Source organism: Azospirillum sp. (assembly GCF_050789165.1).
The window spans coordinates 97,082-122,648 of record NZ_JBOZRT010000162.1; the positions used below are offsets into that span (position 1 = coordinate 97,082).

A 25,567-nucleotide genomic window follows, 5' to 3' on the forward strand; every position below is an offset into this window, starting at 1 on the left:
CAACCGATGACCGGCAGATGTCCTATCACCGGAGCCCTACATCGGCCCTACATCGCCTCCACCAGGGCCAGGCTTTGCACCCCAACGCGAGGTCATAGGCGGCCTATGACCGGACAGGGTTCGGTGGGAGGGGCTTTTATTCATGACCTATACTGTTTCCCTGCATTGACCCGTCGGCGACGGCAGCGCTAGCGTCGCAACAGGATGACGGGCTGCATGGAGGATCCTGCGATGGCACAGACGGCTCAACGACCGATGTCGCTGCTGGTGAAGCGCCACCTCGACGCCGCCGGGGTGGACCTGATGGACGAGGGCGCCTGCCTGGAGGCGATCTTTCACGCCTCGCACGCCGTCGCCCCGGGGCAGCGGGCCGAGGCGATGGAATGGGGCGCAGCCTATCTCGACCTGCTGCGCTCCGGCCTGACCGGCGCCCGCCCGGTGGCGCCGCGCCGCGTGCCGTGCGAACTGGTGGGGTGACGGGGATTCCATGCCCCCTCCCCCTCTTCGGGGTGGAGGGGGGTAGAGCGGCGGCAGTCCCCTCCACCTCGAAGAGGGGGAGGGTTAGGGAGGGGGCAAACCGCCCCTACAGATTGCGGATCGGAATCGCCTTGGGCTCCCCCGCCGGGGTGAAGCCGAAGACCCGGCCGTAGAAGTACAGTTCCCCCTCCAGCGCGGTCACGATGCTCTCCGCCTTGCGGAAGCCGTGCCGCTCCCCCTCGAAGGGCACGTAGGCGACGGGCAGGCCCTTGGCGTCGATGGCCTCGACCATGCGCTCGGCCTGCGCCGGGGGCACCACCTTGTCCTCCAGGCCCTGGAAGAACACCATGGGCACCGACAGCCGGTCCACGAAATGGATCGGCGAGCGCGCGACATAGACGTCCTTGCGCTCGGGATATGGGCCGACGAGGCTGTCCAGGTAGCGCGCCTCGAACTTGTGGGTGTCGGCGGCCAGCGCCTCCAGGTCGCTGATGCCGTAATAGCTCGCCCCGGCGCGGAAGCCCTGGTGGAAGGTGACGGCGCACAGCACGGTGTAGCCGCCGGCGCTGCCGCCGGTGATGATGAGCCGCCGCGGGTCGGCCAAGCCCTGGTCGGCCAGGAACCGCGCCGCCGCCACGCAGTCGGCGACATCCGCGATCCCCCACCGCCCCTTCAGCGCGTCGCGGTAGGCGCGCCCGTGGCCGGTGGAGCCGCGGTAGTTGACGTCCACCACCGCGAAGCCGCGGCTGGTCCAGTACTGGATCTTCGGATTCCAGGCGGCGCTGGCGGCGGCGGTCGGGCCGCCGTGGCTCTTGACGATCAGCGGCGGCAGCTCGCCCTCGGGCGCCTGGAAGCCGGCGTTGGCCGGCGGGTAGTAGAAGGCGTGCGCCTCGCCCCCTCCTTCGGTCGGGAAGCGGATCGGCCGCGCCGCCGAGACGCAGCCGGGATCGGGCGCCGCGGCGGTGGAGCGCTTGACCACCTCCCAGCGGCGGCTGTCGAGGTCGAGGGTCACCACCGAACCGGGCAGGTCCGGCCCGGCGGCCAGGAAGGTGACGGTGCGGCCGTCGACGAACAGCTCGCCCACCTCGGTGAAGGGCAGATCGAGCCGGTCGAGCGTCCCGGCCTCCACGTCCACCAGCCCCAGCGACCACAGCCCGTCCCGCGTGAAGGCGCAGGCCAGCGTGCGGGCGTCCACCGCCGCCACCTCGCGGTTGCCGAACACCCAGAGCGGCCGGGCGAACTCGGCCGGCATCGGCAGCACCGGGCGGCCGGCGGCGCCGTCCCAGAGCCACAGGTTCCACCAGTCGCCCCGGTCGGAGACATAGACCAGCCGCCCGTCCGGCAGCCACGCCGGCTGCACGATGGCCTCGTCCGGCCCGCCGGCCACGCGCACCGGCGCGCCCGGCGCGCCGTCGGCGCCCAGCTCGGCGACCCACAGCGTGGTGCCGTCCCAGGGCATGTTGGGATGGTCCCAGCTCAGCCACGCCAGCCGCCTGCCGTCCGGCGACAGCCGCGGCGACGCGTAGAAGTCGGCGCCGCCCACCAGCAGCGCCGGCTCGCCGCCGGACAGCGGGATGGAGACGAGCGCGTTCTCCGGCTCGGCGTGGCCTTGTTCCGGGTGGCGCTCGCGCACGGCGATCAGCCGGCGGCGCGCCGGATCATGGGCGAAGTCGGCGAAGCGGTCGCGGCCCGGCGGGGTCAGCGCCACCGGCTCGGCGCCGGGAGCCGCCAGATACACCGCCTGGTCGGCGCCATGGCAGAACACCAGCCCCTCGGCCAGCGGCAGCACGTCGCCGCCGCCGTACTCGTGCACCCGGCCGCGCACGTCCCAGGGGGCGGGCAGCAGGTCGGTGGCGGTGCCGTCGGCGTTGCGGCGCACCGGCACCGTCCGCCCGCCCTCGGTGGCGCGGCTCTCCAGCCAGTGCACGGCGCCGTCGCGGCGCCAGGGCGCGCGCAGGCCGACGCCGGCATCGACGAGGCTGCGCGCCGTGACGGGGGACGTCCAGGTGCCGTAGGGGGCGATGACGGGCATGGGGAACTCTTACTGCGGTTTGGACTCGGCGCCGGCTTCCTTGGCGGCGTCGCCGATCAGGCCGACCTCGCGGTAGTAGCGCTCGGCGCCGGGGTGGAGCGGCACGGCAATGGCGGCCACCGCGCGGGCGCGGTCGATGCTGCGTCCCTTCGGGTGGCCGTCGGCGAGCAGGCGGCGGGTGTTCTCGTGCCACAGCGCGCGGGTGACGGCGTAGATCCGCTCCTCGCTGGCCTCGGCGCGCACCAGCAGCTCGGCGCCGACGCTCAGCGTGGTGACCGCCGGCACGCCGGGGTAGGTGTCGGCGGGGATCACCGTCTCGCCGAAGAAGCGCTGCGTCTGGCGCAGCCGCTCGGCCACCGGCCCGTCGATGGGCAGCAGGCGCACCGGCAGCCGCCCGGCCGCGTCGCTGACCGCCGAGACCGGCGCGCCGCCGACGATGGAGAAGGCGTCCACCTCGCCGCGCGCCAGCCGGTCGGCGGCGGTGCCGGGCTTGAGGTAGCGCGGCTGCAGGTCCTCCTCGGACAGGCCGTAGGCCTCCAGCACGAGGCGCACGTCGACCAGCGTGCCGGAGCCCTCCTCGCCCACCGACACCACCTTGTTCTTCAGGTCGGGGACGGTCTGGATGCCGCCGTCGGCGCGCACGGCGATGTGCACCGCCTCGGCGTACAGGGTGCCGATGGTGCGCAGCTCGTCGAACGGCGGCTTGCCGGCGTAGGTGCCGGTGCCGGTGTAGGCCCAGTAGGCGATGTCGGCCTGCGCCATGCCGGCCTCGACGTTGCCGGAACGCAGCAGGTCGATGTTCTCCACCGAGCCGATGGTCGCCTGCGCCACCGCGATCAGCCCCGGCACGCCGCAGCTGCCGCCCTTGTCGCAGGGGCGCGAGCCCGGCGGGTTGGAGATGGCGTTGGCGATCAGCCCGCCGATCGGGAAGTAGGTGCCGCCGGTGGTGCCGGTGGCGATGCGGAAGTAGCTGAGGTCCTGTGCCTTCAGCCCCGTGGCCCACGGCAGCAGGGCCATCCCCGCCATGCCCGCCAGCACCCGGCGCCGCGATGCTTCGCGATCGAACAATCGGCGGAACGGGTGTGCGGTTGCGCGCTGCACCGGAGGGGTCCTCGCTTAGGCAGTCGGGTCGGGCGTCGTGCTGGGGAACTGGTGTAAAAGAATACCCGCAACGCGCCTTTTTCAAGGCGGGGTCGGCCTAAAGAACGCCCAGCAGGTCGAGAACGCCGACAAGTGCTACCGCACCGCCACACATCTGCACGGCGCGCGGCGAGGCCGCCTGCCCCAGCACCGCCACCAGCCCGACTCCGGCCGAGGTCAGCAGCAGCACCGACGCCGCGAAGCCCGCCCAGAACAGCGGCGGTCCGGCCTGGCCATAGCCGTGGAACACCGTCGCCGCGGCGACGGCGAGGATCGCCACCACCAGGGGCGCGCGCAGCCCCATCGCCACCAGCGCGCCCAGCAGCACCAGCGAGGCGGCCAAGCCCTCCCCGGCGAAGGGCAGCCGCACGCCGAAGCGCGCCGCCATCCCGGCGGCCAGCGCCGCGGTGAGCGCCGCGGCGGGCAGCTGCCACACCGCCGGCCCGCCGCTCTGCCCGGCCCACAGCCCGACCGCCAGCAGCCCCAGCAGGTGCGCCAGCACGCCGGCCGTCCCGAACAGGCCCTGCCCGAACGCCCCGCCGGTCAGCACGGTGCGCGCCTCGGCCGGCAGCGCCGCCAGCAGAACCATGGTTGCGGCCACCGCCGCGAGTCGCCCACTCATCTCCATCCCCGGCCCGTTTCCCCGGCGGCATTCCCGTCCCGCCGGTATAGCCGAGGCGTCAGCGCCGCATCAATTCCTGCCGGTCCAGTTCCAGCTGCTGGTTCATGATCTCGCGCTGGCGCCAGGGCTCGGGCGTCATCGGGGTGGGGAAGTTGGTCATCCGGTCGAGGTCGGAGCGCGCCTGGTCGCGCTTCAGGTCGGACACCGCGCGGTCGGTGGACGTGCCCGGCTGCGGCGTCACCGGCACCCCGGTGTAGGTGTTCGATGGCGGCGGGCTGGAGCTGCCGCGGCGGCGCGGCGGCGGAGTCTCCGGGCGTTGGGCGGGGGCCGGCGTCTCCGTGCGCTCGGCGCTGCGGGCGGAGCCGCTGCCGCCGGGGACATAGGTCTGGGTATGGACGGCCTTGGGGATATCCCCGCGGGCCAGTCCCGGCGTCTCGTCCCGCACCTCGGTGCCCGCGCAAGCGGCGAGCCCGAGCACCAGGACGGCCGTGATCGCGGTGCGTTTCATATCACCAATGTCGTCCCCCGGAACGCCCGGAACAAGCGCCCCCTTTCGAGGCACGCCCACGGCGAAGCCGACGCTTCGGACTCCACAACGGACCATTTGAGAGTCTATGATGTTCTTGATTTGTTCGAACCGAAGATGGGGGACGGCATGGCGCGGCGCATTCTGTCGCTCTGGCTTCCGCGGCTCGCCACCGACGCCTGGGCGCGGCGGCGGCCGGAGACGGCGGCGCAGCCATTGGCGTCGGTGGCGGCGGAGCGCGGGCGCCTGATCGTCGCCGCCACCAACCGCGCCGCCGAGCGCGCCGGGGTGCACCCCGGCGCCACGCTGGCCGACGCCCGCGCGGTGGAGCCGGGCCTGGCCACCTTCGACGCCGACCCGGCGGCGGACGCCGCGCTGCTGGACCGCCTCGCCGGCTGGGCGCTGCGCTGGACGCCGTGGACGGCGGCGGACGGCGACGGGCTGGTGCTGGACGTCACCGGCTGCGCCCACCTGTTCGGCGGCGAGTCGGGGCTGGCGCGGGACGTGGTGGAGCGGCTGGCGCGCACGGGGTTCGAGTCGCGGGCGGCGATCGCGGACACCCCGGCGGCGGCGTGGGCGGTGGCGCGGTATGCAACCCTCTCCCCGCTGGGGAGAGGGTGGTCCGCAGGACCGGGTGAGGGGGGCCCGCGACGGGCGGCGTCCGGCAATCGCGGGACCTCCTCACCCCAACCCTCTCCCCAGAGGGGAGAGGGGGTAATCATCCCCCCGCTCGCCCAGCGCCAGGCCCTCGACCCGCTTCCCATGGCCGCGCTGCGCCTGCCCGCCGGCATCGTCGCCGCCCTGGACGCCGTCGGCCTGCGCCGGATCGGCGACCTGCACGGCGTGCCGCGGGCCACGCTGGCCGCGCGCTTCGGGGCGGAGCCGATGCGCCGGCTCGACCAGGCGCTCGGCCAGCTGGACGAGCCGGTGTCGCCGCACCGCCCGGTCGTCCCGCACAGCGCGCGCCTCGCCTTCGCCGAGCCGATCAGCACCCCCGACGACCTCGCCCGCGCCGCCCGCCACCTGCTCGACACGCTGTGCGCCGGGCTGGAGCGCAGCCAGGAGGGCGCGCGCCGGCTGGAGCTGGAAGCCCACCGCATCGACCGCCGCCCGGAGGACGCGCCGCAGACGCTCGCCATCGGCACCGGCCGCCCGGTGCGCGACCCCGCCGCGCTGATGCGCCTGTTCGCCGAAAAGCTGGAGCGCATCGAACCGGGGCCGGGCATCGAGGTGATGGTGCTCGCCGCCCCGGTGGTCGGCCCTCTGGGCGCCCTGCAGACCGGGCTGGACGGCGGGAGCGACGACTCCGGGCTCGGCGAGCTGGTGGACCGGCTGGGCAACCGGCTGGGGCCGCGCAGCGTGCTGCGCCTCGTGCCGCGCGCCAGCTGGCTGCCGGAGCGCGCCGTGGCCGGGTGCCCGGCGCTGGGCGTTCCGGCCAACCAGTCGGCGCCCCTGCTCTGGCCGGCCGACCGGCCGCGCCCGGTGCGCCTGCTCGCCCCGCCCGAGCCGATCGAGGCGGTCGCCCCGGTGCCCGACGACCCGCCGCGGATGTTCCGCTGGCGCGGCGTCGCCCACCGCGTGCGCCGCGCCGACGGGCCGGAGCGCATCGAGTCGGAGTGGTGGCGCAAGCACGGCGATCCCCGCGACTATTACCGCGTCGAGGACTCCGAGGGGCGGCGCTTCTGGCTGTTCCGCCAGGGGCTGTACCGGCCCGACGCGGCGGCGCGCTGGTTCCTGCACGGGTTCTTCGGATGACCGTGCGCTACGCCGAACTGCAGGTGACGACCAACTACACCTTCCTGGAAGGCGCGTCGCACGCCGACGAGCTGGCGCTGGCGGCGGCGACGCTCGGCCACGCCGCCATCGCCGTCACCGACCGCAACACGCTGGCCGGCGTGGTGCGCGCCCACGTCGCCGCCAAGGAACGCGGGCTGCGCCTCGTGGTCGGCTGCCGGCTCGACCTCACCGACGCCGGCAGCCTGCTCGCCTTCCCCACCGACCGGGCCGCCTACGGCCGGCTCTCGCGCCTGCTGACGCTGGGCAAGCGGCGGGCACCGAAGGGCGCGTGCTTCCTCGGCCGCGACGACGTGCTGGAGCACGCGCGGGGGATGCGCTTCGTCCTGCTGCCGCCGGACGGCCGCAACGACGCCGGCTTCGCGGCGGAGTTGGAGCGCTGGCGCCTCGACCTGGGGCGCAGCCTGTACCTCGCCGCCAGCCACCGCTACCGCGGCGACGACGCCAAGCGGCTGGCGTGGCTGAAGGAGATCGCGGCGCGGGCGCGCGTGCCGCTGCTGGCGACCAACGACGTGCTGTACCATTCCCCCGCCCGCCGGCCGCTCGCCGACGTGCTGACCTGCATCCGCACGCACAGCACCATCGACAGCGCCGGCTGGCGGCTGGCGGCCAACGCCGAGCGCCACCTGAAGGCCCCGCAGGAGATGGCCCGCCTGTTCCGTCAGGCCCCCGAGGCGGTGGAGCGCACCCTGGAGATCGTCGAGGCCTGCGGCTTCGCGCTGACGGATCTGAGCTACGAATACCCCGACGAGATCGCGGAGGACGGCCGTTCGCCGCAGGAGCGGCTGGTCGAGCTGACGTGGCAGGGGGCCGCGGAGCGCTACGGGGACGGCGTGCCGGAAGCGGTCGCGAAAACGCTGCGCCACGAGCTTTCCCTGATCGAGCTGCGCCAGTACGCGCCGTACTTCCTGACGGTGCACGACATCGTGAGCTTCGCACGTTCGAAAGGGATCCTCTGCCAGGGCCGCGGGTCGGCGGCCAACTCGGCGGTCTGCTATTGCCTCGGCATCACCGCGGTGGATCCGACCCGCATGCACCTGCTGTTCGAGCGCTTCATCTCGACCGCGCGCGACGAACCGCCGGACATCGACGTGGATTTCGAGCACGAGCGCCGCGAGGAGGTCATCCAGTACATCTATCGGAAATACGGTCGCGAGCGCGCCGGGCTGACCGCCACCGTGATCCGCTACCGCGCCCGCTCGGCGCTGCGCGAGGTCGGCAAGGCGATGGGGCTGTCGGAGGACCTGACCGGCCGCCTGACCGGCTCCATCTGGGGCTGGAGCAGCAAGGGCGTCGACGAGGAACGCGCCCGCCAGTACGGCGTCGATCCCGACGATCCGCGGCTCAAGCTGACCCTGGAACTGGCGCAGGAGCTGGTCGGCTTCCCGCGCCATCTGTCGCAGCACGTCGGCGGCTTCGTCATCACGCGCGGGCCGCTGACCGAGCTGACCCCGGTCCTCAACGCCGCCATGGAGGACCGCACCACCATCGAGTGGGACAAGGACGACATCGACGCCCTGCACATCCTCAAGGTGGACGTGCTGGGCCTGGGCATGCTGAGCTGCCTGCGCCGCGCCTTCGACCTGCTGGAGGAGCATCATGGATGGGCGCCGACGCTCTCCACCGTCCCGCCGGAGGATCCCGCGGTCTACGACATGCTGTGCGCCGCCGACGCCATCGGCGTGTTCCAGGTGGAGAGCCGGGCGCAGATGTCGATGCTGCCGCGCCTCCGGCCGCGGACGTTCTACGATCTGGTGATCGAGGTCGCCATCGTCCGCCCCGGGCCGATCCAGGGCAACATGGTGCATCCCTACCTGCGCCGCCGCCAGGGCAAGGAGCCGATCGAGTTTCCCTCGCCGGAGCTGGAAGCGATCCTGGAGCGCACCTGCGGCGTGCCGCTGTTCCAGGAGCAGGCGATGAACATCGCCATCACCGCCGCCGGGTTCTCCCCGGCCGAGGCGGACAGGCTGCGGCGCTCCATGGCCGCCTTCCGGCGCACCGGCCGGGTGACGGAGTTCCGCGACAAGTTCGTCGCCGGCATGGTGGCGAACGGCTACGCGCCGGATTTTGCGGAGCGCTGCTTCAAGCAGATCGAGGGCTTCGGCGAGTACGGCTTCCCCGAGAGCCACGCCGCCAGCTTCGCCAATCTGGTCTACGCCTCGGCCTGGGTGAAGCGCTGGCACCCGGCGGTGTTCGCCTGCGCGCTGCTGAACAGCCAGCCCATGGGCTTCTACGCCCCGGCGCAGATCGTCCGCGACGCGCAGGAGCACGGCGTCACCGTGCTGCCGCCGGACGTGAACCTGTCGGAGTGGGACTGCATCCTGGAGGAAAAAGGCCCTCCCCCGCCCCCGGCGGGGGTGGGTTGGGTGGGGGCAGCGGCCTTCCCGAAAGACCGTAGCCCCCACCCCCCCGCTGCGCGGGTCCCTCCCTCCCCCGCCGGGGGCGGGGGAGGGCGTTGGTGCCTGCGCCTCGGCCTGCGCATCATCAAAGGCTTCGACGAAAAGGAGGCGACCGCCCTCATCGACCGCCGCGGCGCCGGCTACCGCGACCCGCACGACGTCTGGCGCCGCGCCGGCCTCCATGTCGCCACGCTGGAGCGGCTGGCCAAGGCGGACGCGTTCCGCTCCCTGGGGCTCGACCGGCGGGCGGCGCTGTGGGCGGTGAAGGCGCTGGGCGCGCACCCGCTGCCGCTGTTCGCCGCGCTCGACGGCCCGGCGCAGACGGAGCCGGAGGTCACGCTGCCCGGCATGGCCATGGGCGAGCACGTGGTGATGGACTACACCAGCCTCAGCCTGTCGCTGAAGATGCACCCGCTGGCGCTGCTGCGCGACGGCCTGACCGGCATCGCCCCGGCCGCGCGGCTGAAGGACGCCCGCCCCGGCGCGCGGCTGACGGTGGCCGGGCTGGTGCTGGTGCGCCAGCGACCGGGCAGCGCCCAGGGCGTCATCTTCGTCACGCTGGAGGACGAGACCGGCGTCGCCAACCTCGTGGTCATGCCGGACACCTTCGAGCGCTTCCGCAAGGAGGTGATGACCAGCCGCCTGCTCGCCGCGACCGGCCGGGTCGAGCGCGAGGAGTCGGTCGTCCACGTCAAGGTCGAGCGCCTGACCGACCTCACCCACCACCTCGCCGAACTGACCGCCGCCCCGCCGCAGGTCTTCCCGAAGGGGCGGAACTTCCACTGAACGAAGGTGCTTCCGGCGCGCTTTTCCGCAGGCCTTCGCTCTTCCGTCATCCCCGCGAAGGCGGGGATCCATAATTTCCAATGCGTTACGCTATGTCAGTTATGGATCCCCGCCTTCGCGGGGATGACGAAGGAGGAAGGCTCACGCCCGCCCCCGCTCCGGCGCGCACAGGTGCAGCAGCGCGATGCCGATGAAGGTCAGGAAGATCGCCGCCGAGCGCTGGCCGTTCCAGGTCTGCGACTGCCACATGGCGAACCACTCGCCGCCGACGCCGATGAAGCCGGCGGCGTAGAGCAGGAAACCGGCTGTCAGCCCGGCGATGCCCGCGCGCTTCTCGCGCTCGAAGATGTCCCCCTCGAAGCCGCGCACCCGCCACAGCCGCCACACGCCCCACCAGCACAGCGCCGCCGTCATGACCTGCCAGGCGATGATCAGGGCGTAGGCGGCGTGGTGCAGGGCCGGCGCCTCGATGGCGCGCCACATCAGCGCCGGGCTGCGGAACGTCGTGTCCATCGCCAGCACGTGCTGCACGAAGGCGAAGTTGGAGCCGTAGTCGGTAAGGTTCCCCAGCGCCACCAGCGTGAAGAACAGCGCCACCGCGGCCAGCAGCAGGATGCGCGAGACCCGCGCGCTCACAGCCCCTCGACCTCGCGGCTGCGGTTGTTCTCGCGCATGTAGGCGACCATGCCCGGATTGTGCAGGCCGTAGTCGCGGTGGCGCGCCCGCACGGCGGCGACCAGCTCGCCGCCGCGGCCCAGCGCCTCGTCGGCGAACTCGATCATGCGCAGGTTGGGCCACGCCTTGGCGCGGATGCCGACGATCGCGGCCATCGCCTCGGCGGCCGGAAGGTCCGGCCGCGCCTGCGCCAGGATCATGGTCAGCGCCGCGGTCGAGCGCGAGATCCCCATGTGGCAGTGCACCAGCAGGTGCCGGCACGCCTCCGGTTCCGCCATCAGGTCGCGGCCCAGCGCCAGGATCTCCTCGACATGGTCGCGCTGCGGCGGGGACTGGCCGGGCAGGTCCTCGATGATGTCGTGGAAGCGCAGTTCCAGCCGCTCGTGCTCGCCGTAGCCGCCGAAGACCTCCAGCCCCGGATGCTCCGGGTCGAGGATGGACAGCACGTGGCTGACCCCGACCTCGCTGTGCCCGGGCAGCTCCTCGATCCCGCAGACGGTGAGGGCGAAGGGAACGAAGGAACGCGGCATGGGACAGGAACTCCAAATGGGTGGTGGTGCGTCTTTCGGGAAATAGGGCGCTTCCGAGGGCAGCCCATCCCCGCCGGCCGGTCAAGCCTGGAAATCAGCCATGTCCCTACCCACGGTCAAGACAGGCGAAGCTGTCGGGAGGAGAGCGCCCATGACCCAGGTCCTGCTGCTCGGCGCCGGCAAGATCGGCAGCATGATCTGCCACCTGCTGCACGCCACCGGCGAGTACACGGTCACCGTCGCCGACCGCGACGAGGCCTGCCTGGGCTGGATCGCCCAGGACGAGGCGGCGCTGCGCACCCTCGACGTCGCCGACGCGGACGCGCTGCGCGCCGCGCTGACGGGGCACGACGTGGTGATCTCCGCCCTGCCCTACTACCTGAACGCCGCCGTCGCGGAGGCGGCGCGCGACGCGCAGGTGCACTACTTCGACCTGACCGAGGACGTGGCGACCACCCGGCGCGTGCGCGCCATCGCCGGGGACGCCGCCACCGCCTTCGTGCCGCAGTGCGGGCTGGCGCCGGGCTTCGTCTCCATCGCCGCCTACGACCTCGCCAAGCGGTTCGACAGCCTGCGCGACGTGTTCATGCGCGTCGGCGCCCTGCCGATCTACCCGACCAACGCGCTCAAATACAACCTGACCTGGAGCACCGACGGCCTGATCAACGAGTACTGCAACCTGTGCGAGGCGATCCACGACGGCGAGACGCGCGAGGTGCTGCCGCTGGAGGGGCTGGAGCGCTTCTCGCTGGACGGCATCGAGTACGAGGCGTTCAACACCTCGGGCGGGCTGGGCACGCTGTGCGACACGCTGGCCGGCAAGGTGGAGTGCCTGAACTACAAGACCGTGCGTTATCCCGGCCACCGCGAGCACGTGAAGTTCCTGACCCAGGAGCTGCGCCTGTCCGGCCGGCGCGACCTGCTGAAGGACGTGCTGGAGACCGCGGTGCCGGTGACCAAGCAGGACGTGGTGCTGGTGTTCGTCACCGTGAACGGCATCCAGGACGGCCGGCTGACGCAGGAGACCTTCGCCAAGAAGGTCTACAACGCCACCGTCGGCGGCAAGCTGTGGAGCGCCATCCAGATCACCACGGCGGCCGGCGTGTGCGCCATGGTCGACCTGCTGCGGGCCGGCAAATTGCCGCAGCGCGGCTTCGTCCGGCAGGAAGACGCCGACCTCAAGGACTTCCTGGCCAACCGCTTCGGCCGGCATTACGCCTGACCGCACGGCATGGAATGCGTGCGGGACGCCCGGCCGACAACCGCATCTTGCCGAAGCCGCGCACCAGGGGCGCGGCACGTGAGCCAATTTGCCCGCTTACGCGCTGTGGGTATTTGCGTGTAACCTTCTGTCCATGGCGCCGTTCGGACGGTCCGTCCGGGCGCTCCCGCCATCCGCACGCCATGGACGCTCCAAGGCCGACATGCACGCATCCATCCAGGCGCTCACCGGCACGCGCGCCTTCCGCCCCGACACGACGGAGAACCGCTCGCACAGCCAGCGCGGGCTGCGCCGCGGCGTCGTCGGGCTGGCCGTCGGGTTCCTGTTGCTGCTGAACAGCGCGCTGGTCTTCGACCTGATCAACGACTACCACGGCTCGCTGGGCGCCGCGGCGCGCACCACCATGAATGTCGCGCGCACCATGGAGCAGCACGCCGCGCGCGCCTTCGCCACCACCGACCAGACGCTGAGCGGCGTCGCCGACGTGCTGAAGGCCACCAGCGCCGCCATCGACCCGCGCCCCTCGATCATCGACGAGTTCCTGGAGCGGCGCTACACCATGCCGCCGCACGTGCTGGCCATCGTCATCCTGGACGCCCAGGGCAAGGTGGCGCACGCCAGCGACCTGATGGCGCGCACGCCGATGAGCCTCGCCGACCGCGACTATTTCGTGCGGGCGCGGGATGCGGCCGATTCGGGCATCCAGGTCGGGGTGCCGGTGGTCAGCCGCATCAGCAACCGCCCGGTGATCCCGGTCGCCCGCCGCATCCCCACCACGGACGGCAGCTTCGCCGGGGTGCTGGTCGCCTACCTCGACCTCAACCATTTCCAGCGCTTCTACCAGGACCTCGACGCCGGCTTCTCCGGCACCATCGCGCTGCTGCGCACCGACGGCACGCTGCTGATCACCGGCCCCTACGGCGTCGCCGCGCCCGGCACCTCGCTGGCCGAGCACGCGGTGTTCCGCAAGCACCTGCAGAGGGCCTCGAACGCCACCGTGGAGGGCGCCAGCGGCTTCGGCGGGCAGGAGTGGATCGCCAGCTACCGCGCCGTCGGCGACCTGCCGCTGGTGGTGGTGGCCGGGGTGGACCGGCAGGCGGTGCTGTCCGGCTGGCACGACGGGCTGAGCCTGCGCGTCGTGCTGGGCGTGGTGATCTCGCTGGTGGTGGTGTTCTTCGCGGTCCAGCTGGTGCGGAAGATCGACAACCTGGACACCACCAACCGCCGGCTGGAGGAGGAATCCGGCCGCCGCTCGGAAGCCGAGGAGGCGCGCGCCGACGCGCTGCGGCGGCTGAAGAACACGCTGGCGCAGAGCGTCGAGGCGCTGGCCCACACGGTGGAGAAGCGCGACCCCTACACCGCCGGCCACCAGACGCGCGTCGCCCGGCTGTCGGTGCTGATCGCCCGCGAGATGGGCCTGCCCGACGAGCGGGTCGACAACATCCGCCTGGGCGCGCTGATGCACGACATCGGCAAGGTCGGCATCCCGGCGGAGCTGCTGACCAAGCCCGGCCGGCTGTCGAAGGAGGAGTTCGAGCTGATCAAGACGCACAGCCGGATCGGCCACGACATCGTCCGCAACATCGACTTCGACCCGGCGGTCGCCCGCATCGTCGCCGAGCATCACGAGCGCTTCGACGGCACCGGCTACCCCAACGGCCTGAAGGGCGAGCACATCGCGCTGGAGGCGCGCATCGTCGCCGTCGCCGATGTGGTCGAGGCGATCACCTCGCACCGCCCGTACCGTCCGGCGCTGGGGCTGGAGACGGCGGTGAACGAGATCCGCAAGCACCGCGGCAGCGCCCTCGACCCCGCCGTGGTGGACGCCTGCCTGCGCACGCTGGAGCGCGACCCGGCGGTGATCGGGAGCGTTTGACCGGCATCAAGAGTCCTCGGGCCGGAGTCGGGTAAGTGGTTGGCCACACCAATCCTTACCTATGGGAACCTTCATGACGAAGCTTCTGGACGGCAAGGTCGCCGTCGTCACCGGCGCCAGCAGCGGCATCGGCGCCTCCATCGTCGAGCGCTATCTGGCCGAGGGCGCCAAGGTGGCGGTCTTCGCCCGCAACGCCGCCGCGCTGGAGGACATCGCCGCGAAGGCCCCGGACCGCGCGCTGGCGGTGCCCGGCGACGTCACCGTGCGCGCCGACCTGGAGCGGCTGGTGGCGGCGACGGCGGAGCGCTTCGGCGGCGTCGACGTGGTGGTGCCGAACGCCGGCGTCGCCAAGGTCGTCTCCTTCGCCGACAGCGACGAGCGCGCCATCCACGAGCAGTTCTCGGTCAACTTCGTCGGCGCGCTGCAGACGGCGCGGCTGTTCCTGCCGCACGTCCGCAAGGGCGGCTCCATCGTCTTCGTCACCACGTTCCTGGTGCAGGTCGGCTTCCCCGGCCTGGCGATCTACAGCGCCAGCAAGGCGGCGCTGACCTCGGCCACCAAGACGCTGGCGGCCGAGCTGGCGCCGCAGGGCATCCGCGTCAACGCCGTCGCCCCCGGCCCGATCGCCACGCCGATCTGGAGCAAGGTCGGCCTGCCCGACGACGTGCTGGGCCAGGTCGCCACCGCCGTCACCGCCCGCCTGTTCCCCGGCGCGTTCGGCGCCCCGGAGAGCATCGCCGACGCCGCGCTGTTCCTCGCCTCCGACCAGGCGAAGAACATCTACGGCCAGGAGCTGGTGGTGGACGGCGGCTACACGGTGGGGTGAGGTCTTGCCCCCTCCCTAACCCTCCCCCGCCTCCGGCGAGGGAGGGGATTGGACTCCCTCTCCCGCGACAGCGGGGGAGGGCTGGGAAGGGGGGAGAATCTTTGGTTTCGGCCGCGGTGCGCGCATCTTCTTCAGCAGCAGCGCGAAGGGCTTGAGCACCCGGTCGAACATCTCCGGCTGGCCCTCCAGGCGCGACACCACGAAGGCCGCGGCCTCCAGCGTCGACACGCTCTCGCGCCGCGGCTCGCGGCGGGCCTGCCCGTACAGCGACTTGAAGTGCGGGTGCAGCACGATGCGCCGGCACTTCAGCAGCCACGCGTTGCGCCACCACAGGCTTTTGGCCTGGCTCCAGGTGCCGTCCAGCAGGATGACGCCCTCCAGCCCGTCGAGGATCGCCGCGCTGTCGGGCAGCGGCGCGCCGTTCTTGTCGACGGCGGCGATCTCCTCCGACGCGGCGGCGGCGCCCTGCTTGGCGGCGCCCAGGTACAGCACGCCCCAGCGCTTGTAGTCCACTTCGCGCCCGACGATCTTCTTGAGGTTCGGCCAGCTGAGGCCCACCCGCACCACCACGTTCCTGAACTGCAGGCCGGCGATCGGCGCCGTGCCGAGGATCTCGCGCTTCTCCTGCGGGTGCTCGAGGATGACGACTTGGATCCGGTTGTCCACCGGGTCCACCGCCTCGCAAACGCACAGGTGCTCGGGTTTCAGGCAGGTGGCGCAATTTTGGGCAGCTTGGTGCATGTCGGTCTCGAAAACGGGAACGCGGTGTCCGGAACCCCGGAATTGGGAACGCCTGGGGCGCTCCGCGCGACTATGGGCCGGCGCGCGCGCGAATGGAACAACAGACCACCGGTCAGGCGTTGCAACGGGGCAGACCCGCCGGTCCTGCGGGAGCTTGACCTGAGTCAAAGGTGGGTCCGGTTCTTGCAGGATAAGGTTTCAGGCACACACCCGGTGCGGGCCCGGAGCGGTCGATAGACCGTCCGAGCACCCCGGCCGGAGCTCGAAAGGAAGCCGCCATGATGGACGCTTACCTCGCCGCCCGTGAACTGGAGCGCATGAAGGCCGAGCGCTCGGCAGAATTTGCCCGGCAGCTGCCGCTCCACGCGGAAGAAATTGCCGACCTGCGCGACCCGGAGAACGGCGAGGCGCCGCGCACCGAGCCGGACTGGACCACCAACTACTGAGCCGTCACCCTCCGATCCGTGGCGGCGGATCCGGCCGGCACCAGCGGCGCGCACGCGCCGTCGCCGCGCATCATCCGCGCCACCATGTCGTACAGCGCCACCCACGCCCCGCGCACCTCCGGGGTGAACTCGGGCCCCAGGTTGATCTCCAGCGTCTGCAGCAGCGCCGCGCCGACCGTGGCGTAATGCTCGTCCCGCACGCCGTAGCCGCGATGGCGCTCCCCCAGCGCCCTCAGCGTCCCTTCCAGCGCCGCCGGGTTGGACAGGTGCCGCACCGCCGAGGCGAGCGTCGCCACCAGCTTTTCCGCCTGCGGGTGGATGTCGCCGCCGAACAGCGCCCGCAGGCCGGGGTCGAGCGCGAACAGCCGCTCGTAGAACTGCAACCCCACCTGCGCGTTGAGCATCGCCACCTTGCAGAAGCTGCGGCGCACCGCTTCCATGTCGTCGGGTGACACGGCCTCCCCCTGATCCGGATTCCTGGACGCAATGTTTGTTGACCAAACAATAGGATGACGGCAAGCCCCATCGCCACCGTGGGGCGCACTGTTGCCATTCGCGAAACACGCTTGTCCCGCCGGCGGCCCTACCGCGCTGGCCGATCAACGATCATATGGCGGACAGCATCCCCACAGCCTGGAGTCCCGTCATGAGCACCGCACAGCCCGTCCCCGCCGTCCGCCCGGTCCTGGGCGTCATCGAGGGCATGGAGACCTCCGACGGCGCCGGCGTGCGCATGACGCGGCTGATCGGCACGCCGCAGCTGCGCATGCTCGACCCGTTCCTGATGCTCGACTTCTTCGGCTCGGACGATCCCGGCTCCTACATCGCCGGCTTCCCGGAGCACCCGCACCGCGGCTTCGAGACGGTGACCTACATGCTGGCCGGCCGCATGCGCCACGCCGACAACCACGGCCACGAAGGCGTCATCGAGACCGGCGGCGTGCAGTGGATGACCGCCGGCCGCGGCATCCTGCATTCCGAAATGCCGGAGCAGACCGAGGGCCTGATGAAGGGCTTCCAGCTCTGGATCAACCTGCCGGGCGCCCGGAAGATGAGCGAACCCGGCTACCAGGAGTTCAACGCCGCCCGGATCCCGGTCGAGCGGCGCGACGGCGGCGCGGCGGTGAGGGTGATCGCCGGCGGCACGGCGCAGGGCACCGCCGGCCCGGTCCGCGCCGAGGCGACGGACGCCCGCTATTTCGACGTGGAACTCGCCCCCGGCGGCCGCTTCGCCGAGCCGCTGCCGGCCGACCACACCGCCGTGCTGGTGGTCTACGAGGGCGGGCTGGCCGCGCCCGAGGCGGACGCGGTGCGCGTCGTGGTGCTGGGCGGGGGCGAGCGCGTCGAGGCGACGGCCGGGCCGCAGGGCGCGCGCTTCCTGCTGATCGCCGGCCGCCCGCTGAACGAGCCGGTCGCCTGGGGCGGCCCATTCGTTATGAACACCCGCGAGGAGGTGATGCAGGCCTTCCGCGACTTCGAGGAGGGGAAGTTCTAAGGGTTGCTTTTGCCCCCTCCCTATCCTTCCCCCGCTTGCGCGGTGGAGGGGGCAGCGCCCGCCTACTCCGCCCTCGCCACCGGCATGTCGACGCCGTAGCGGATGACGCGGTTGCGGCCGCTGTTCTTGGCTTGGTAGAGCGCGCGGTCGGCCTGGACGATTACCTCGTCCACCGGGGTTTCCAGCCGCGCCTCGACCAGCCCGAAGGAGGCGGTCACCGCGATCTCCCGCCCGTCCGGCAGCGGCACCAGCGAGCGCTGGAGGTCGATGCGCAGCCGCTCGATCACGTGGAAGCCCTCGTCCAGCGAGGTCTCCTTCAGGCAGATCAGGAATTCCTCGCCACCCATGCGGAAGGCTTCGTCGAAGCTGCGGATGCCGCGGCTGATGACGGCGGCGGTGGAGGCGAGCACGCGGTCGCCGATGTCGTGGCCGTAGGTGTCGTTGATGCCCTTGAACTTGTCGATGTCGCACAGCGCCAGGCAGAAGGGCTGGCCGGCGCGGCGGAAGCGGTTCATCTCGCGGTCCAGCGCCTCCTGCATGCCGCGGCGCGAGCGCAGGCCGGTCAACGGGTCCAGGCCCGAGGCGGCGGCGCCGAAGGCGCGCTCGACCCGGCGCAGCTGCATCACGAACTCGTTGAAGCGGCCGATCACGGAGTCGTAGTCGCTCTCGCTCGGCAGGTCGCCGGTGGCGGCCTGCAGCAGCACCAGCTTGGCGTGGCGGTGCATCTGCTCGTGCAGGTGGACCAGCTTCTCGACCGCCGGCTGGTGGGCGAGGTCGTCCTTCTTGGCGGCGACGCACCACGCGGCGAAGGAGGCCGGCGCCGACACCCGGTCGCCGCCCTGCCCCTGGTGGAAGAAGGCGGCGCGGTGCCACTGGCCGATCCAGCGCAAATGCTCGTCCAGCACGACGCCGAGGCCCTCGGCGGGGGACAGCGGTCCGTTCGGTTCGGTCATGGGCCTCCCGGCGGCCAGGACAGGCGGGTTGTGGTCACCCGCCATACTATACTCAACCGCGCTGCGCGGCCATGGGACCATCGTGAGATGACGCACCCGCCCGAGGATTTGTGACAATCACCACATTCGCACGGCGCCGGATGAATTGCATTTGACTCAGATTCGTTATCTATCCCACCATTTGCCTCAACAATAATTCGCGTCCGTGGGAGACTCCGTCAATGAACTCGAAGCTTACGATGCTTGCCGCCGCCACCGCGGCCGTCCTCTTCGCACAGTCCCCGGCCTTCGCGGGCGACCAGGACTTCGAAGTGGTCAACAAGACCGGCTACCCGATCAAGCACCTGCACGTCTCCGAAGCCAAAAACAACTCCTGGGATGAGGATGTCCTGGGCCGCGACGTGCTGAACGACGGTGAATCGTTCGAGCTGAACTTCGCCAAGGGCGAGAAGACCTGCAAGTGGGACATGAAGGTGACCTACGATGACGGCGAGACCGCCGTCTGGCAGGACCTGAACCTCTGCAAGATCTCCAAGGTCACCCTGCGCTGGAACAAGAGCACCGGCGTGACTTCGGCCCTGCTCGACTGACGCTCGGACGCGGCGGCCCGCTACAGGGCCGCCGCGGTCTCCAGGAAGGCGCGGATCAGCGCCGGGTCCTTGTGGCCGGGCCGGTCCTCGACGCCGGACGAGACGTCGAGCGCCGGCGCGCCCGTGGTGCGCACCGCCTCCGCGACGTTGCCGGCGTTCAGCCCGCCCGACAGCATCCAGGGCCTGGACCACGTCCGCCCGTTCAGCAAGGTCCAGTCGAACGCGATGCCGTTGCCGCCCGGCAGCGCCGACACCTTGGCCGGCGGCTTGGCGTCGAACAGCAGGCGGTCGCAGACCGCCGCGTAGTCGTTGGCGCGCTCCAGGTCCTCCGGACCGCCGACCTTGATCGCCTTCATCACCGGGATGCTGAACGCCGCCTTGATGGCGGCGACGCGCTCCGGCGTCTCCTTGCCGTGCAGTTGCAGCAGGTCGAAGGGCACCTGGCTGACCACGTGGTCGAGGAAAGCGTCGTCGGCATCGACGAACAGCCCGACCGTGCGCACCGCCGTCGGCACCATGCGCGCCAGTTCCGCCGCCAGGGACGGCGCCACGTAGCGCGGCGAGGCGGGATAGAACACCAGCCCGATCCAGCGCGCCCCGCCGTCGAGGGCGGCACGCAGGCTTTCCGGCTCGCTCAGCCCGCAGATCTTGACCGGAACGCTCATCCCTCGATCTCCTGGACAATGCGTTTGGCGGCGGCCGCCGGATCGGCCTCGCCGGTGATCGGGCGGCCGATGACCAGATGGTCGGCGCCGGCAGCCAGCGCCTCGGCCGGGGTCATCACCCGCTTCTGGTCGCCCTTCGCCGCCCAGGCCGGGCGGATGCCCGGCACCATCAGCACGAAGTCCGGCCCGCAGGCCGCGCGGATCGCCGCCACCTCGTTGGGCGAGCAGATGACGCCGTCTAGGCCCGACTGCTTCGCCACGGTGGCGAGGCGGACCACCTGTTCGGCCACCGGGGTGCGCTGGCCGACCGACTCCAGATCGCCGTCGTCCATGCTGGTCAGCACGGTGACGCCGAGGATCTTCGGGCGCTGCGCCCCCGCCTGCGCCGCGGCCTCGACCGCGGCGCGCATCATCGCCGGGCCGCCGGAGGCGTGGATGGTCATGAAGGCGGGCTTCAGCGGCAGCGCCGCGCGCACGCCGCCGGCCACCGTGTTGGGGATGTCGTGCAGCTTGAGGTCGAGGAACAGCGGCGGCCCGTCCTCGCCGATCACCGCCCGCACGCCGGCCGGGCCGTGCGCCACGAAGAACTCCAGCCCCAGCTTGACGCCGCCGACCAGCCCGGCGAGCTGCCGGCACAGGGTGCGGGCTGCCTCCAGCTCGGTGGTGTCGACGGCGCAGAAGATGCGGTCGGCGGCGGACGTCATGCGGTGGCCTCGTGTCTCGGGGATCGGTGCGGATGGCCGACCCTAGCACGGTCCGCTCCGGGACTTGAACCCCCGCGCCGCATCCTCTAGGAGAAGCCGCGGAACGATGGGCACGGGACGGAGCAACGGATGGCGGACGGAATGCGAAGCGGCGACGACGCCGCGGCCCGGCTGGCCGCCCTGCTCGGCCCCTGGTGGCACCGCCTGGGCGGCGAGCCGCCGGCCTGCGCCATCGTGCCGGCCGACGCCCTGCCCGCCGCCGTGCGCCCGCTGCTCGACCACACGGGCAGCATGACGCTGCGCCTGGAGGCGCACTGGGGCGGCCCGCTCGGCGTGCGCCGGCTGGCCGACGCCGAGGACGGCGACACCCTGACCCGCGCCAGCGTGCTGCACACCCTCGGCGGCGATGGCGACGGCACCCCGGTGGAGCTGGCGGTGATCCGCATGGCGCTGCCCGCCCTGCCCGTGGCGCTGCACGACGCCCTGCGCGCCGCGGCCGTGCCGTTCGGCCGGCTGCTCGCCGACCACGGCATCGCCTTCGCCGCCGAGCCGCTGGCCTTCTTCCGCCTGGAGGCCGACGCGGTCGCCGCCGGGCACGGCGCGGTCGACCTCGGCACGCCGCTGTACGGCCGCCTGAACCGCATCGTGACGCCGGAGGGCGCGACGCTGTGCGACGTGGTGGAGATCGTGCCGCGGGCGTGATGCACGGCACCGTTCAGCGCCGCGTCCACTCGTAGGTTCGCACGCGCACCACGCGGCTGCCCGGCAGCGGCTGCCGGTTGAGATCCCCCAGCGACGACGCCGCAGCCCCCAGCCCGCCGGCGTAGCGGCCCCGCTCCTCGGCGACCTGCGCCTCGTCGTAGTCCGCGGCGTCCGGGTCGTAGCCGGCCCAGCCCGTGGCGCGGTACTGGCCGGCGCGCTCGTCCACGTCCACCGGCGCATGGCGATCCAGCCGATCCTCGACATCCCGGCACCGCGGCTCATCGACCCGGCCGACGAGCAGCACGGCACCACGGCGCACCGCCTCGGACATCACCTCGGCCTCGGCGCGGGGGATGCCGGCATCGGTCAGCGCGTCGATGCGGCTGGCGGCGGTGTCGTAGAGCACCGCGGGCGCGGAGGTGCCCTTGGGACCCAGGTCGTTCAACCCGGCCAGCCCCGCTTCGGCCTTGGTGGTGGCGTTGCCGTACATGGCGAAGGCGTCGGCGATGCCGCTTTGCTCCAGGTCAGCAAGCGCGCGGCTGGCCTGCGTCAAGTCGGGGTACAGCGCGACGACGGTGCGGTGGTGGTGCTCGTGTTCCATGGCGTCCCTCCTCGTCCAGGACGGAAGGGAAAACAGCGGCGCTACCGAATCGTGTCGTTGTGCAGCACCATCTCGACCGCCAGCTGGGCGGCGCAGAGGTCTTCCAGCGCGGTGCCGACCGACTTGAACAGGGTGATCTGGTCGTAGAAGCGCCGCCCGGCGCGCTCGCCGCGCGTCAGGTCGTAGAGGTCGCCGGCGATGTCGTCGGGCGTCAGCACACTGGACGCCAGCGGCTGCACGATGTCGCCGGCCTCCTTGCAGGCGCCCTCGCGGGTATCGACGAAGACGCGGGCGCGGCGGACGCAGTCGTCGTCGGCCTCGCGCATGTCGGGCGTGAAGCCGCCGATGAGGTCGAGGTGCTGCCCCTCCTGCAGCCATTCGCCCCGGATCAGCGGCTGCTTGGACAGCGTGGCGCAGGAGATGACGTGCGCGCCCTTGACCGCGCCCTCCAGGTCGTCGGTGGCCTGGATGCGGAACTTGGGGCGGTGGAAGCGGTTGGCGACCTTCTGCGCCTTCTCCGGGTTGCGGCCCCAGACCAGCACGTGCTTGATCGGCAGCACCGCCGTGTAGGCCTCGATCAGCTCCGGCGCCAGCGCGCCGGTGCCGACCACCAGCAGCCGCTCCGCGTCCGGCCGCGCCAGATAGGTGGCGGCGAGCGCCGAGGCGGCGGCGGTGCGCCGCTTGGTCAGCGCCGGGCCGTCGATCAGCGCCTGCGGCATGCCCGTCTTGCCGTCGAGCAGCAGGTAGGAGCCCTGCACCGCCGGCAGGTCCTTGGCGCCGTTGTCGGGGAAGACGGTGACGATCTTGATGCCGATGCTCCGCCCGACCTCCCACGCCGGCATCAGCAGCAGCGTGGCGTCGGTCTCGCCGTAGGTCTTCACCGTGTGGTGATGGCGCAGCGGCACCTCGACATCGGCGCGGAACGCCTGCCGCAGCCGCTCGATCAGCATGCGGTGGTGCAGGACGGTCTTCAGCTCGGCGCCGCCGATGGTGCGCATGGGGATCTCCCCTGGTCAGCCGGAAGACGCGCCGCCGAAGCGGCGCCACTCCCGGTTCAACACCTCAATGCACCGTCGGTGCCTGCGGGGCAGCGTTGCCGACGGGGGCCGGCAGCGTGGCGCGCGGCTGGCCGGAGACCGGCTGCGACAGCTCGGCCACCCGCTTCTCGGCGGCGGCGGCGCGGGTCTGCGTCTCCTGCAGTTCGCGCTCCAGGTAGAACACGCGGTCCTCGGCGCGCCGCGCGCGGGCGCGGTTGCGGTGCTGGGCAGCCCAGGCGACGAAGCCGCCGCCGACGAAGCCGACCAGCAGCGCCAGCAGGGTCGCCAGATAGATCGGGGCCTCCAGGGTGAAGGGGGTCGGCCACAGCGCGAAGACCACCGGTTCGCGGTTGGAGATGGCGAAGAGGACCGCGAACAGGGCGATCGGCAGGGTGACGATCCAGCTGAGATAACGCACGGGCAGGTGTTCCTTACACTTTGGTCATTCGTCGGTGTTCAGGCGGTCGCGCAGTTGCTTTCCGGTCTTGAAGAAGGGGACGTACTTCTCGCCGACGGCGACGGCTTCGCCGGTGCGCGGGTTCCGCCCCTGGCGGGCGTCGCGACGCTTGACCGAGAAGGCGCCGAAGCCGCGCAACTCGACCCGGTCGCCGCGCGCCAGCGCATCGCCGATCTCGTCGAAGATGGTGCCGACGATCTTCTCGATGTCGCGCTGGTAGAGGTGCGGGTTGCGCTCGGCGAGGCGCAGGATCAACTCGGACTTGGTCATGGCCCCTGGTTTCCCCCGGAATGTGCGCACGGGTAGGCCCGCGACGTTGCGCACGCAAGCGTGCCAAGGGACGCGGGCGGCGTCAAGGTAAGGCGTTTGGAGACAAGCGCTTTCCGGAAAAAGCGTATGCCGCGCGGCGGGTGCCCGACCATGACGCCCCGATGAATTTTGCCCCCCGGCCGTTGACGCGCAAATAGGTCAGTCCATCTGGCTAATTGTGCGCTGCAATAAAAACCGGAGGCGGCAATGGCCCGGGGTCACGGTTTCGGGGTGGGGTCGAAGGTCTACGCGCTTGTCGGGACACTGTGCGCCATCGCGGTGGCCATCGCGCTGACGGCGTGGCATGCGCTGGGGCTCTACCAGGAGAAGGTCTACCGCATCCAGACGGCGGCGCAGGCCGCCCAGGTGGGCGAGCGCGTCAACGCCACCATCCTGGCCATCGTCATGGACTCGCGCGGCGTCTACATCGCCGACAGCCGGGCGACCATGGAGAGCTTCGCCAAGCCGCTGCTGGCCAACCTCGGCACGCTCGACCGCCTGCTGGCGGAGTGGAAGGCGCTGGCCGGCACGGAGGCGGACGCCCGCTTCGCCGCCGCCGAGCGCAACGTCCGGCAGTTCATCGCCATGCGCACGGAGCTGGTCGAACTCGGCCGCCGGGACGGCGCCGCGGCCGCCCGCGCCTTCGGCGACAACGACGCCAACCGCGCCACCCGGCAGGCGCTGAACCGCGAGGTCGAGACGCTGACCGCCCTGACGGCGGAACGCATCGCCGCCGTGGTGGACGACCTCGCCGCCTTCCACGCGCAGGCGCGCTGGGTGTTCGGCGGCATGGCCGGGGCGGCGGTGCTGGGCGTGCTGCTGGTGGCGGTGCCGCTGGTCCGGCGCGGCATCACCGGGCCGCTGAACGGCATCACCGCCGCCATGACCCGCCTGTCGGCCGGCGACCGCGACACCGTCATCCCGGGCGTGGAGAAGACCGACGAGATCGGCGCCCTGGCCCGCGCCGCGGAAATCTTCAAGCGGAACGCCGAGGAGATGGTGCGCCTGCAGGCCGACGCCGCCGCGGCGCGGGAAGGCGCCGAACGCGAGCGCCGCGACGCCATGGCGCAGTTGGCCGACCGGTTCGAGAGCGCGGTCAGGACGGTGGTCGAGTCGGTCGCCAGCTCGGCGACGCAGCTGCGCGGCAACGCCGTCCGGCTGGCCGGCACCACCGACGAGACCAGCCAGCGCGCCTCCAGCGCCGCCTCGGCCTCGTCGCAAAGCTCCAGCAGCGTCGACACCATCGCCGCCGCCACCGACGAGATCGCCTCGGCCATCGCCGGCATCGCCGCGCAGGTCGGCCGCTCCGGCCAGATCGTCGCCGTCGCCGCCGAGCGCGCGCAGCAGACCGACACCACCGTTGCCAGCCTGTCCGACGCCGCGGCGCGCATCGGCGAGGTGGTCGGGCTGATCCAGGACATCGCCGAGCAGACCAACCTGCTGGCGCTGAACGCCACCATCGAGGCCGCCCGCGCCGGCGAGGCCGGCAAGGGCTTCGCGGTGGTGGCCGGCGAGGTCAAGGCGCTGGCCAGCCAGACCGCCCGTGCCACCGGCGAGATCGCCCAGCAGATCGCCGCCATGCAGACGGCGACCACCAGCGCGGTGGAGGCGATCCGCACCATCGTCGGCACCATCGGCGAGGTGAACGCCATCAGCGCCGCCATCGCCGACTCCGTGGACCAGCAGGGCGCCGCCACCGCCGAGGTGGCGCGCAACGTCCAGGAGGCCGCGTTGGGCCTGCGCCAGGTGACGAGCGACGTCGGCGAGCTGACCCACGCCGCCGAGACCACCCGCAGCGCTGCCGACGAGGTGCGCAGCGCCGCCGGCGACCTGACGAAACAGGCCGAGGCGCTGAAGTACGAGGTGGACGCGTTCCTGATGGGCGTGCGGGCGGCGTAGCACCGCGGGCAAAACGAAAAAGGCCGCCGCGGTTTCCCGCGGCGGCCCGTTTCGTACCCGAAG

The 25,567-nt window shown here is 72.0% G+C and carries 26 protein-coding genes; 11 read left to right on the top strand and 15 right to left on the bottom strand.

Annotated elements, in window-relative coordinates; all coding sequences use genetic code 11:
* Positions 1 to 231 precede the first annotated feature (231 nt).
* On the top strand, positions 232 to 477 hold the full coding sequence (locus ACRWK7_RS34860) for a hypothetical protein (protein WP_431862403.1): 246 nt from the start codon (positions 232 to 234) through the stop codon (positions 475 to 477).
* 106 nt (positions 478 to 583) lie between these two features.
* On the opposite strand, the gene ACRWK7_RS34865 is transcribed toward ACRWK7_RS34860, so the two are convergent.
* The 4 genes from ACRWK7_RS34865 to ACRWK7_RS34880 form a co-directional block, all read right to left on the bottom strand.
* On the bottom strand, positions 584 to 2,509 hold the full coding sequence (locus ACRWK7_RS34865) for a S9 family peptidase (protein ID WP_431862404.1): 1,926 nt from the start codon (positions 2,507 to 2,509) through the stop codon (positions 584 to 586).
* Positions 2,510 to 2,518: 9 nt separating this feature from the next.
* Positions 2,519 to 3,535: a TAXI family TRAP transporter solute-binding subunit gene (locus ACRWK7_RS34870; protein WP_431862406.1), complete on the bottom strand. Its 1,017-nt coding sequence runs from the start codon at positions 3,533 to 3,535 to the stop codon at positions 2,519 to 2,521.
* A gap of 172 nt (positions 3,536 to 3,707) precedes the next feature.
* A complete protein-coding gene (locus ACRWK7_RS34875) occupies positions 3,708 to 4,271 on the bottom strand; it encodes a HupE/UreJ family protein (protein WP_431862408.1) in 564 nt (187 codons plus the stop codon).
* 58 nt (positions 4,272 to 4,329) lie between these two features.
* On the bottom strand, positions 4,330 to 4,779 hold the full coding sequence (locus ACRWK7_RS34880; RefSeq protein WP_431862410.1) for a hypothetical protein: 450 nt from the start codon (positions 4,777 to 4,779) through the stop codon (positions 4,330 to 4,332).
* Positions 4,780 to 4,926: 147 nt separating this feature from the next.
* Between ACRWK7_RS34880 and ACRWK7_RS34885 the strand changes: the two genes are divergently transcribed.
* Positions 4,927 to 6,552 carry a DNA polymerase Y family protein gene (locus tag ACRWK7_RS34885; protein ID WP_431862411.1) on the top strand — a complete coding sequence of 542 codons (1,626 nt, stop codon included), beginning with the start codon at positions 4,927 to 4,929 and terminating at the stop codon, positions 6,550 to 6,552.
* On the top strand, positions 6,549 to 9,776 hold the full coding sequence (locus ACRWK7_RS34890; protein ID WP_431862412.1) for an error-prone DNA polymerase: 3,228 nt from the start codon (positions 6,549 to 6,551) through the stop codon (positions 9,774 to 9,776). The genes ACRWK7_RS34885 and ACRWK7_RS34890 overlap by 4 nt, the downstream gene beginning before the upstream one ends.
* A gap of 141 nt (positions 9,777 to 9,917) precedes the next feature.
* On the opposite strand, the gene ACRWK7_RS34895 is transcribed toward ACRWK7_RS34890, so the two are convergent.
* Together ACRWK7_RS34895 and ACRWK7_RS34900 are read right to left on the bottom strand one after the other, a co-directional pair.
* On the bottom strand, positions 9,918 to 10,412 hold the full coding sequence (locus ACRWK7_RS34895) for a DUF2165 family protein (RefSeq protein WP_431862414.1): 495 nt from the start codon (positions 10,410 to 10,412) through the stop codon (positions 9,918 to 9,920).
* Entirely contained in the window at positions 10,409 to 10,981 is a 573-nt protein-coding gene (locus tag ACRWK7_RS34900; RefSeq protein WP_431862416.1) for a tyrosine phosphatase family protein, read from the bottom strand. Before ACRWK7_RS34900 ends, ACRWK7_RS34895 begins: the two co-directional genes overlap by 4 nt.
* Before the next feature lie 151 nt (positions 10,982 to 11,132).
* Here ACRWK7_RS34900 and ACRWK7_RS34905 point away from each other — a divergent pair, with 151 nt between their 5' ends.
* From ACRWK7_RS34905 to ACRWK7_RS34915, 3 genes are all read left to right on the top strand, one after another.
* Positions 11,133 to 12,203 carry a saccharopine dehydrogenase family protein gene (locus ACRWK7_RS34905; protein ID WP_431862418.1) on the top strand — a complete coding sequence of 357 codons (1,071 nt, stop codon included), beginning with the start codon at positions 11,133 to 11,135 and terminating at the stop codon, positions 12,201 to 12,203.
* A 202-nt stretch (positions 12,204 to 12,405) separates the two neighbouring features.
* Positions 12,406 to 14,079 (top strand): HD domain-containing phosphohydrolase, encoded by a 1,674-nt coding sequence (locus ACRWK7_RS34910; protein ID WP_431862419.1) that lies wholly within the window; start codon positions 12,406 to 12,408, stop codon positions 14,077 to 14,079.
* 73 nt (positions 14,080 to 14,152) lie between these two features.
* Positions 14,153 to 14,905: an SDR family NAD(P)-dependent oxidoreductase gene (locus tag ACRWK7_RS34915; RefSeq protein ID WP_431862420.1), complete on the top strand. Its 753-nt coding sequence runs from the start codon at positions 14,153 to 14,155 to the stop codon at positions 14,903 to 14,905.
* A 15-nt stretch (positions 14,906 to 14,920) separates the two neighbouring features.
* Here ACRWK7_RS34915 and ACRWK7_RS34920 read toward each other — a convergent pair whose 3' ends face one another.
* A complete protein-coding gene (locus ACRWK7_RS34920; RefSeq protein ID WP_431862421.1) occupies positions 14,921 to 15,646 on the bottom strand; it encodes a DTW domain-containing protein in 726 nt (241 codons plus the stop codon).
* A gap of 278 nt (positions 15,647 to 15,924) precedes the next feature.
* On the opposite strand from ACRWK7_RS34920, the gene ACRWK7_RS34925 reads away from it, so the two are divergent.
* Positions 15,925 to 16,092 carry a hypothetical protein gene (locus ACRWK7_RS34925; RefSeq protein ID WP_431862422.1) on the top strand — a complete coding sequence of 56 codons (168 nt, stop codon included), beginning with the start codon at positions 15,925 to 15,927 and terminating at the stop codon, positions 16,090 to 16,092.
* On the opposite strand, the gene ACRWK7_RS34930 is transcribed toward ACRWK7_RS34925, so the two are convergent.
* Positions 16,086 to 16,547 carry a globin domain-containing protein gene (locus tag ACRWK7_RS34930; RefSeq protein ID WP_431862423.1) on the bottom strand — a complete coding sequence of 154 codons (462 nt, stop codon included), beginning with the start codon at positions 16,545 to 16,547 and terminating at the stop codon, positions 16,086 to 16,088. The genes ACRWK7_RS34925 and ACRWK7_RS34930 overlap by 7 nt on opposite strands.
* A gap of 191 nt (positions 16,548 to 16,738) precedes the next feature.
* Here ACRWK7_RS34930 and ACRWK7_RS34935 point away from each other — a divergent pair, with 191 nt between their 5' ends.
* Positions 16,739 to 17,587 (top strand): pirin family protein, encoded by an 849-nt coding sequence (locus ACRWK7_RS34935; RefSeq protein ID WP_431862425.1) that lies wholly within the window; start codon positions 16,739 to 16,741, stop codon positions 17,585 to 17,587.
* Between the two features lie 62 nt (positions 17,588 to 17,649).
* Here the strand turns inward: ACRWK7_RS34935 and ACRWK7_RS34940 are convergent, their stop codons facing one another.
* Positions 17,650 to 18,540, bottom strand: a complete 891-nt coding sequence (locus ACRWK7_RS34940) for a diguanylate cyclase (protein WP_431862426.1) — start codon at positions 18,538 to 18,540, stop codon at positions 17,650 to 17,652.
* A gap of 221 nt (positions 18,541 to 18,761) precedes the next feature.
* Here ACRWK7_RS34940 and ACRWK7_RS34945 point away from each other — a divergent pair, with 221 nt between their 5' ends.
* Positions 18,762 to 19,130 (top strand): hypothetical protein, encoded by a 369-nt coding sequence (locus ACRWK7_RS34945; protein ID WP_431862428.1) that lies wholly within the window; start codon positions 18,762 to 18,764, stop codon positions 19,128 to 19,130.
* 20 nt (positions 19,131 to 19,150) lie between these two features.
* Here ACRWK7_RS34945 and ACRWK7_RS34950 read toward each other — a convergent pair whose 3' ends face one another.
* Complete coding sequence (locus ACRWK7_RS34950) at positions 19,151 to 19,795, bottom strand: phosphoribosylanthranilate isomerase (protein ID WP_431862430.1); 645 nt, start codon at positions 19,793 to 19,795, stop codon at positions 19,151 to 19,153.
* Complete coding sequence (pyrF, locus tag ACRWK7_RS34955) at positions 19,792 to 20,499, bottom strand: orotidine-5'-phosphate decarboxylase (RefSeq protein ID WP_431862432.1); 708 nt, start codon at positions 20,497 to 20,499, stop codon at positions 19,792 to 19,794. The genes ACRWK7_RS34950 and pyrF overlap by 4 nt, the downstream gene beginning before the upstream one ends.
* 129 nt (positions 20,500 to 20,628) lie before the next feature.
* Between pyrF and ACRWK7_RS34960 the strand changes: the two genes are divergently transcribed.
* Positions 20,629 to 21,201, top strand: a complete 573-nt coding sequence (locus ACRWK7_RS34960; protein WP_431862434.1) for a chorismate--pyruvate lyase family protein — start codon at positions 20,629 to 20,631, stop codon at positions 21,199 to 21,201.
* A gap of 13 nt (positions 21,202 to 21,214) precedes the next feature.
* Here ACRWK7_RS34960 and ACRWK7_RS34965 read toward each other — a convergent pair whose 3' ends face one another.
* The 4 genes from ACRWK7_RS34965 to ihfB all read right to left on the bottom strand — a co-directional run bounded on the left by ACRWK7_RS34965 (position 21,215) and on the right by ihfB (position 23,566).
* Complete coding sequence (locus ACRWK7_RS34965) at positions 21,215 to 21,802, bottom strand: hypothetical protein (protein ID WP_431862436.1); 588 nt, start codon at positions 21,800 to 21,802, stop codon at positions 21,215 to 21,217.
* A 41-nt stretch (positions 21,803 to 21,843) separates the two neighbouring features.
* Positions 21,844 to 22,800, bottom strand: coding sequence for an ornithine cyclodeaminase family protein (locus tag ACRWK7_RS34970; protein WP_431862438.1), 957 nt, complete (start codon positions 22,798 to 22,800; stop codon positions 21,844 to 21,846).
* Positions 22,801 to 22,864: 64 nt separating this feature from the next.
* Positions 22,865 to 23,257, bottom strand: coding sequence for a lipopolysaccharide assembly protein LapA domain-containing protein (locus ACRWK7_RS34975; protein WP_431862440.1), 393 nt, complete (start codon positions 23,255 to 23,257; stop codon positions 22,865 to 22,867).
* Between the two features lie 24 nt (positions 23,258 to 23,281).
* Positions 23,282 to 23,566, bottom strand: a complete 285-nt coding sequence (gene ihfB, locus ACRWK7_RS34980) for an integration host factor subunit beta (protein ID WP_109116899.1) — start codon at positions 23,564 to 23,566, stop codon at positions 23,282 to 23,284.
* A 246-nt stretch (positions 23,567 to 23,812) separates the two neighbouring features.
* Here ihfB and ACRWK7_RS34985 point away from each other — a divergent pair, with 246 nt between their 5' ends.
* A complete protein-coding gene (locus tag ACRWK7_RS34985; RefSeq protein WP_431862442.1) occupies positions 23,813 to 25,504 on the top strand; it encodes a methyl-accepting chemotaxis protein in 1,692 nt (563 codons plus the stop codon).
* Positions 25,505 to 25,567 lie beyond the last annotated feature (63 nt).

Bases quoted from the DNA above. Each gene is read 5' to 3' on its own strand.
- ACRWK7_RS34860 (WP_431862403.1), top strand. From the start codon at position 232: ATGGCACAGACGGCTCAACGACCGATGTCGCTGCTGGTGAAGCGCCAC.
- ACRWK7_RS34865 (WP_431862404.1), bottom strand. From the start codon at position 2,509: ATGCCCGTCATCGCCCCCTACGGCACCTGGACGTCCCCCGTCACGGCG.
- ACRWK7_RS34870 (WP_431862406.1), bottom strand. From the start codon at position 3,535: ATGGCGGGGATGGCCCTGCTGCCGTGGGCCACGGGGCTGAAGGCACAG.
- ACRWK7_RS34875 (WP_431862408.1), bottom strand. From the start codon at position 4,271: ATGAGTGGGCGACTCGCGGCGGTGGCCGCAACCATGGTTCTGCTGGCG.
- ACRWK7_RS34880 (WP_431862410.1), bottom strand. From the start codon at position 4,779: ATGAAACGCACCGCGATCACGGCCGTCCTGGTGCTCGGGCTCGCCGCT.
- ACRWK7_RS34885 (WP_431862411.1), top strand. From the start codon at position 4,927: ATGGCGCGGCGCATTCTGTCGCTCTGGCTTCCGCGGCTCGCCACCGAC.
- ACRWK7_RS34890 (WP_431862412.1), top strand. From the start codon at position 6,549: ATGACCGTGCGCTACGCCGAACTGCAGGTGACGACCAACTACACCTTC.
- ACRWK7_RS34900 (WP_431862416.1), bottom strand. From the start codon at position 10,981: ATGCCGCGTTCCTTCGTTCCCTTCGCCCTCACCGTCTGCGGGATCGAG.
- ACRWK7_RS34905 (WP_431862418.1), top strand. From the start codon at position 11,133: ATGACCCAGGTCCTGCTGCTCGGCGCCGGCAAGATCGGCAGCATGATC.
- ACRWK7_RS34910 (WP_431862419.1), top strand. From the start codon at position 12,406: ATGCACGCATCCATCCAGGCGCTCACCGGCACGCGCGCCTTCCGCCCC.
- ACRWK7_RS34915 (WP_431862420.1), top strand. From the start codon at position 14,153: ATGACGAAGCTTCTGGACGGCAAGGTCGCCGTCGTCACCGGCGCCAGC.
- ACRWK7_RS34920 (WP_431862421.1), bottom strand. From the start codon at position 15,646: ATGCACCAAGCTGCCCAAAATTGCGCCACCTGCCTGAAACCCGAGCAC.
- ACRWK7_RS34925 (WP_431862422.1), top strand. From the start codon at position 15,925: ATGATGGACGCTTACCTCGCCGCCCGTGAACTGGAGCGCATGAAGGCC.
- ACRWK7_RS34935 (WP_431862425.1), top strand. From the start codon at position 16,739: ATGAGCACCGCACAGCCCGTCCCCGCCGTCCGCCCGGTCCTGGGCGTC.
- ACRWK7_RS34940 (WP_431862426.1), bottom strand. From the start codon at position 18,540: ATGACCGAACCGAACGGACCGCTGTCCCCCGCCGAGGGCCTCGGCGTC.
- ACRWK7_RS34945 (WP_431862428.1), top strand. From the start codon at position 18,762: ATGAACTCGAAGCTTACGATGCTTGCCGCCGCCACCGCGGCCGTCCTC.
- ACRWK7_RS34950 (WP_431862430.1), bottom strand. From the start codon at position 19,795: ATGAGCGTTCCGGTCAAGATCTGCGGGCTGAGCGAGCCGGAAAGCCTG.
- pyrF (WP_431862432.1), bottom strand. From the start codon at position 20,499: ATGACGTCCGCCGCCGACCGCATCTTCTGCGCCGTCGACACCACCGAG.
- ACRWK7_RS34960 (WP_431862434.1), top strand. From the start codon at position 20,629: ATGGCGGACGGAATGCGAAGCGGCGACGACGCCGCGGCCCGGCTGGCC.
- ACRWK7_RS34965 (WP_431862436.1), bottom strand. From the start codon at position 21,802: ATGGAACACGAGCACCACCACCGCACCGTCGTCGCGCTGTACCCCGAC.
- ACRWK7_RS34970 (WP_431862438.1), bottom strand. From the start codon at position 22,800: ATGCGCACCATCGGCGGCGCCGAGCTGAAGACCGTCCTGCACCACCGC.
- ihfB (WP_109116899.1), bottom strand. From the start codon at position 23,566: ATGACCAAGTCCGAGTTGATCCTGCGCCTCGCCGAGCGCAACCCGCAC.
- ACRWK7_RS34985 (WP_431862442.1), top strand. From the start codon at position 23,813: ATGGCCCGGGGTCACGGTTTCGGGGTGGGGTCGAAGGTCTACGCGCTT.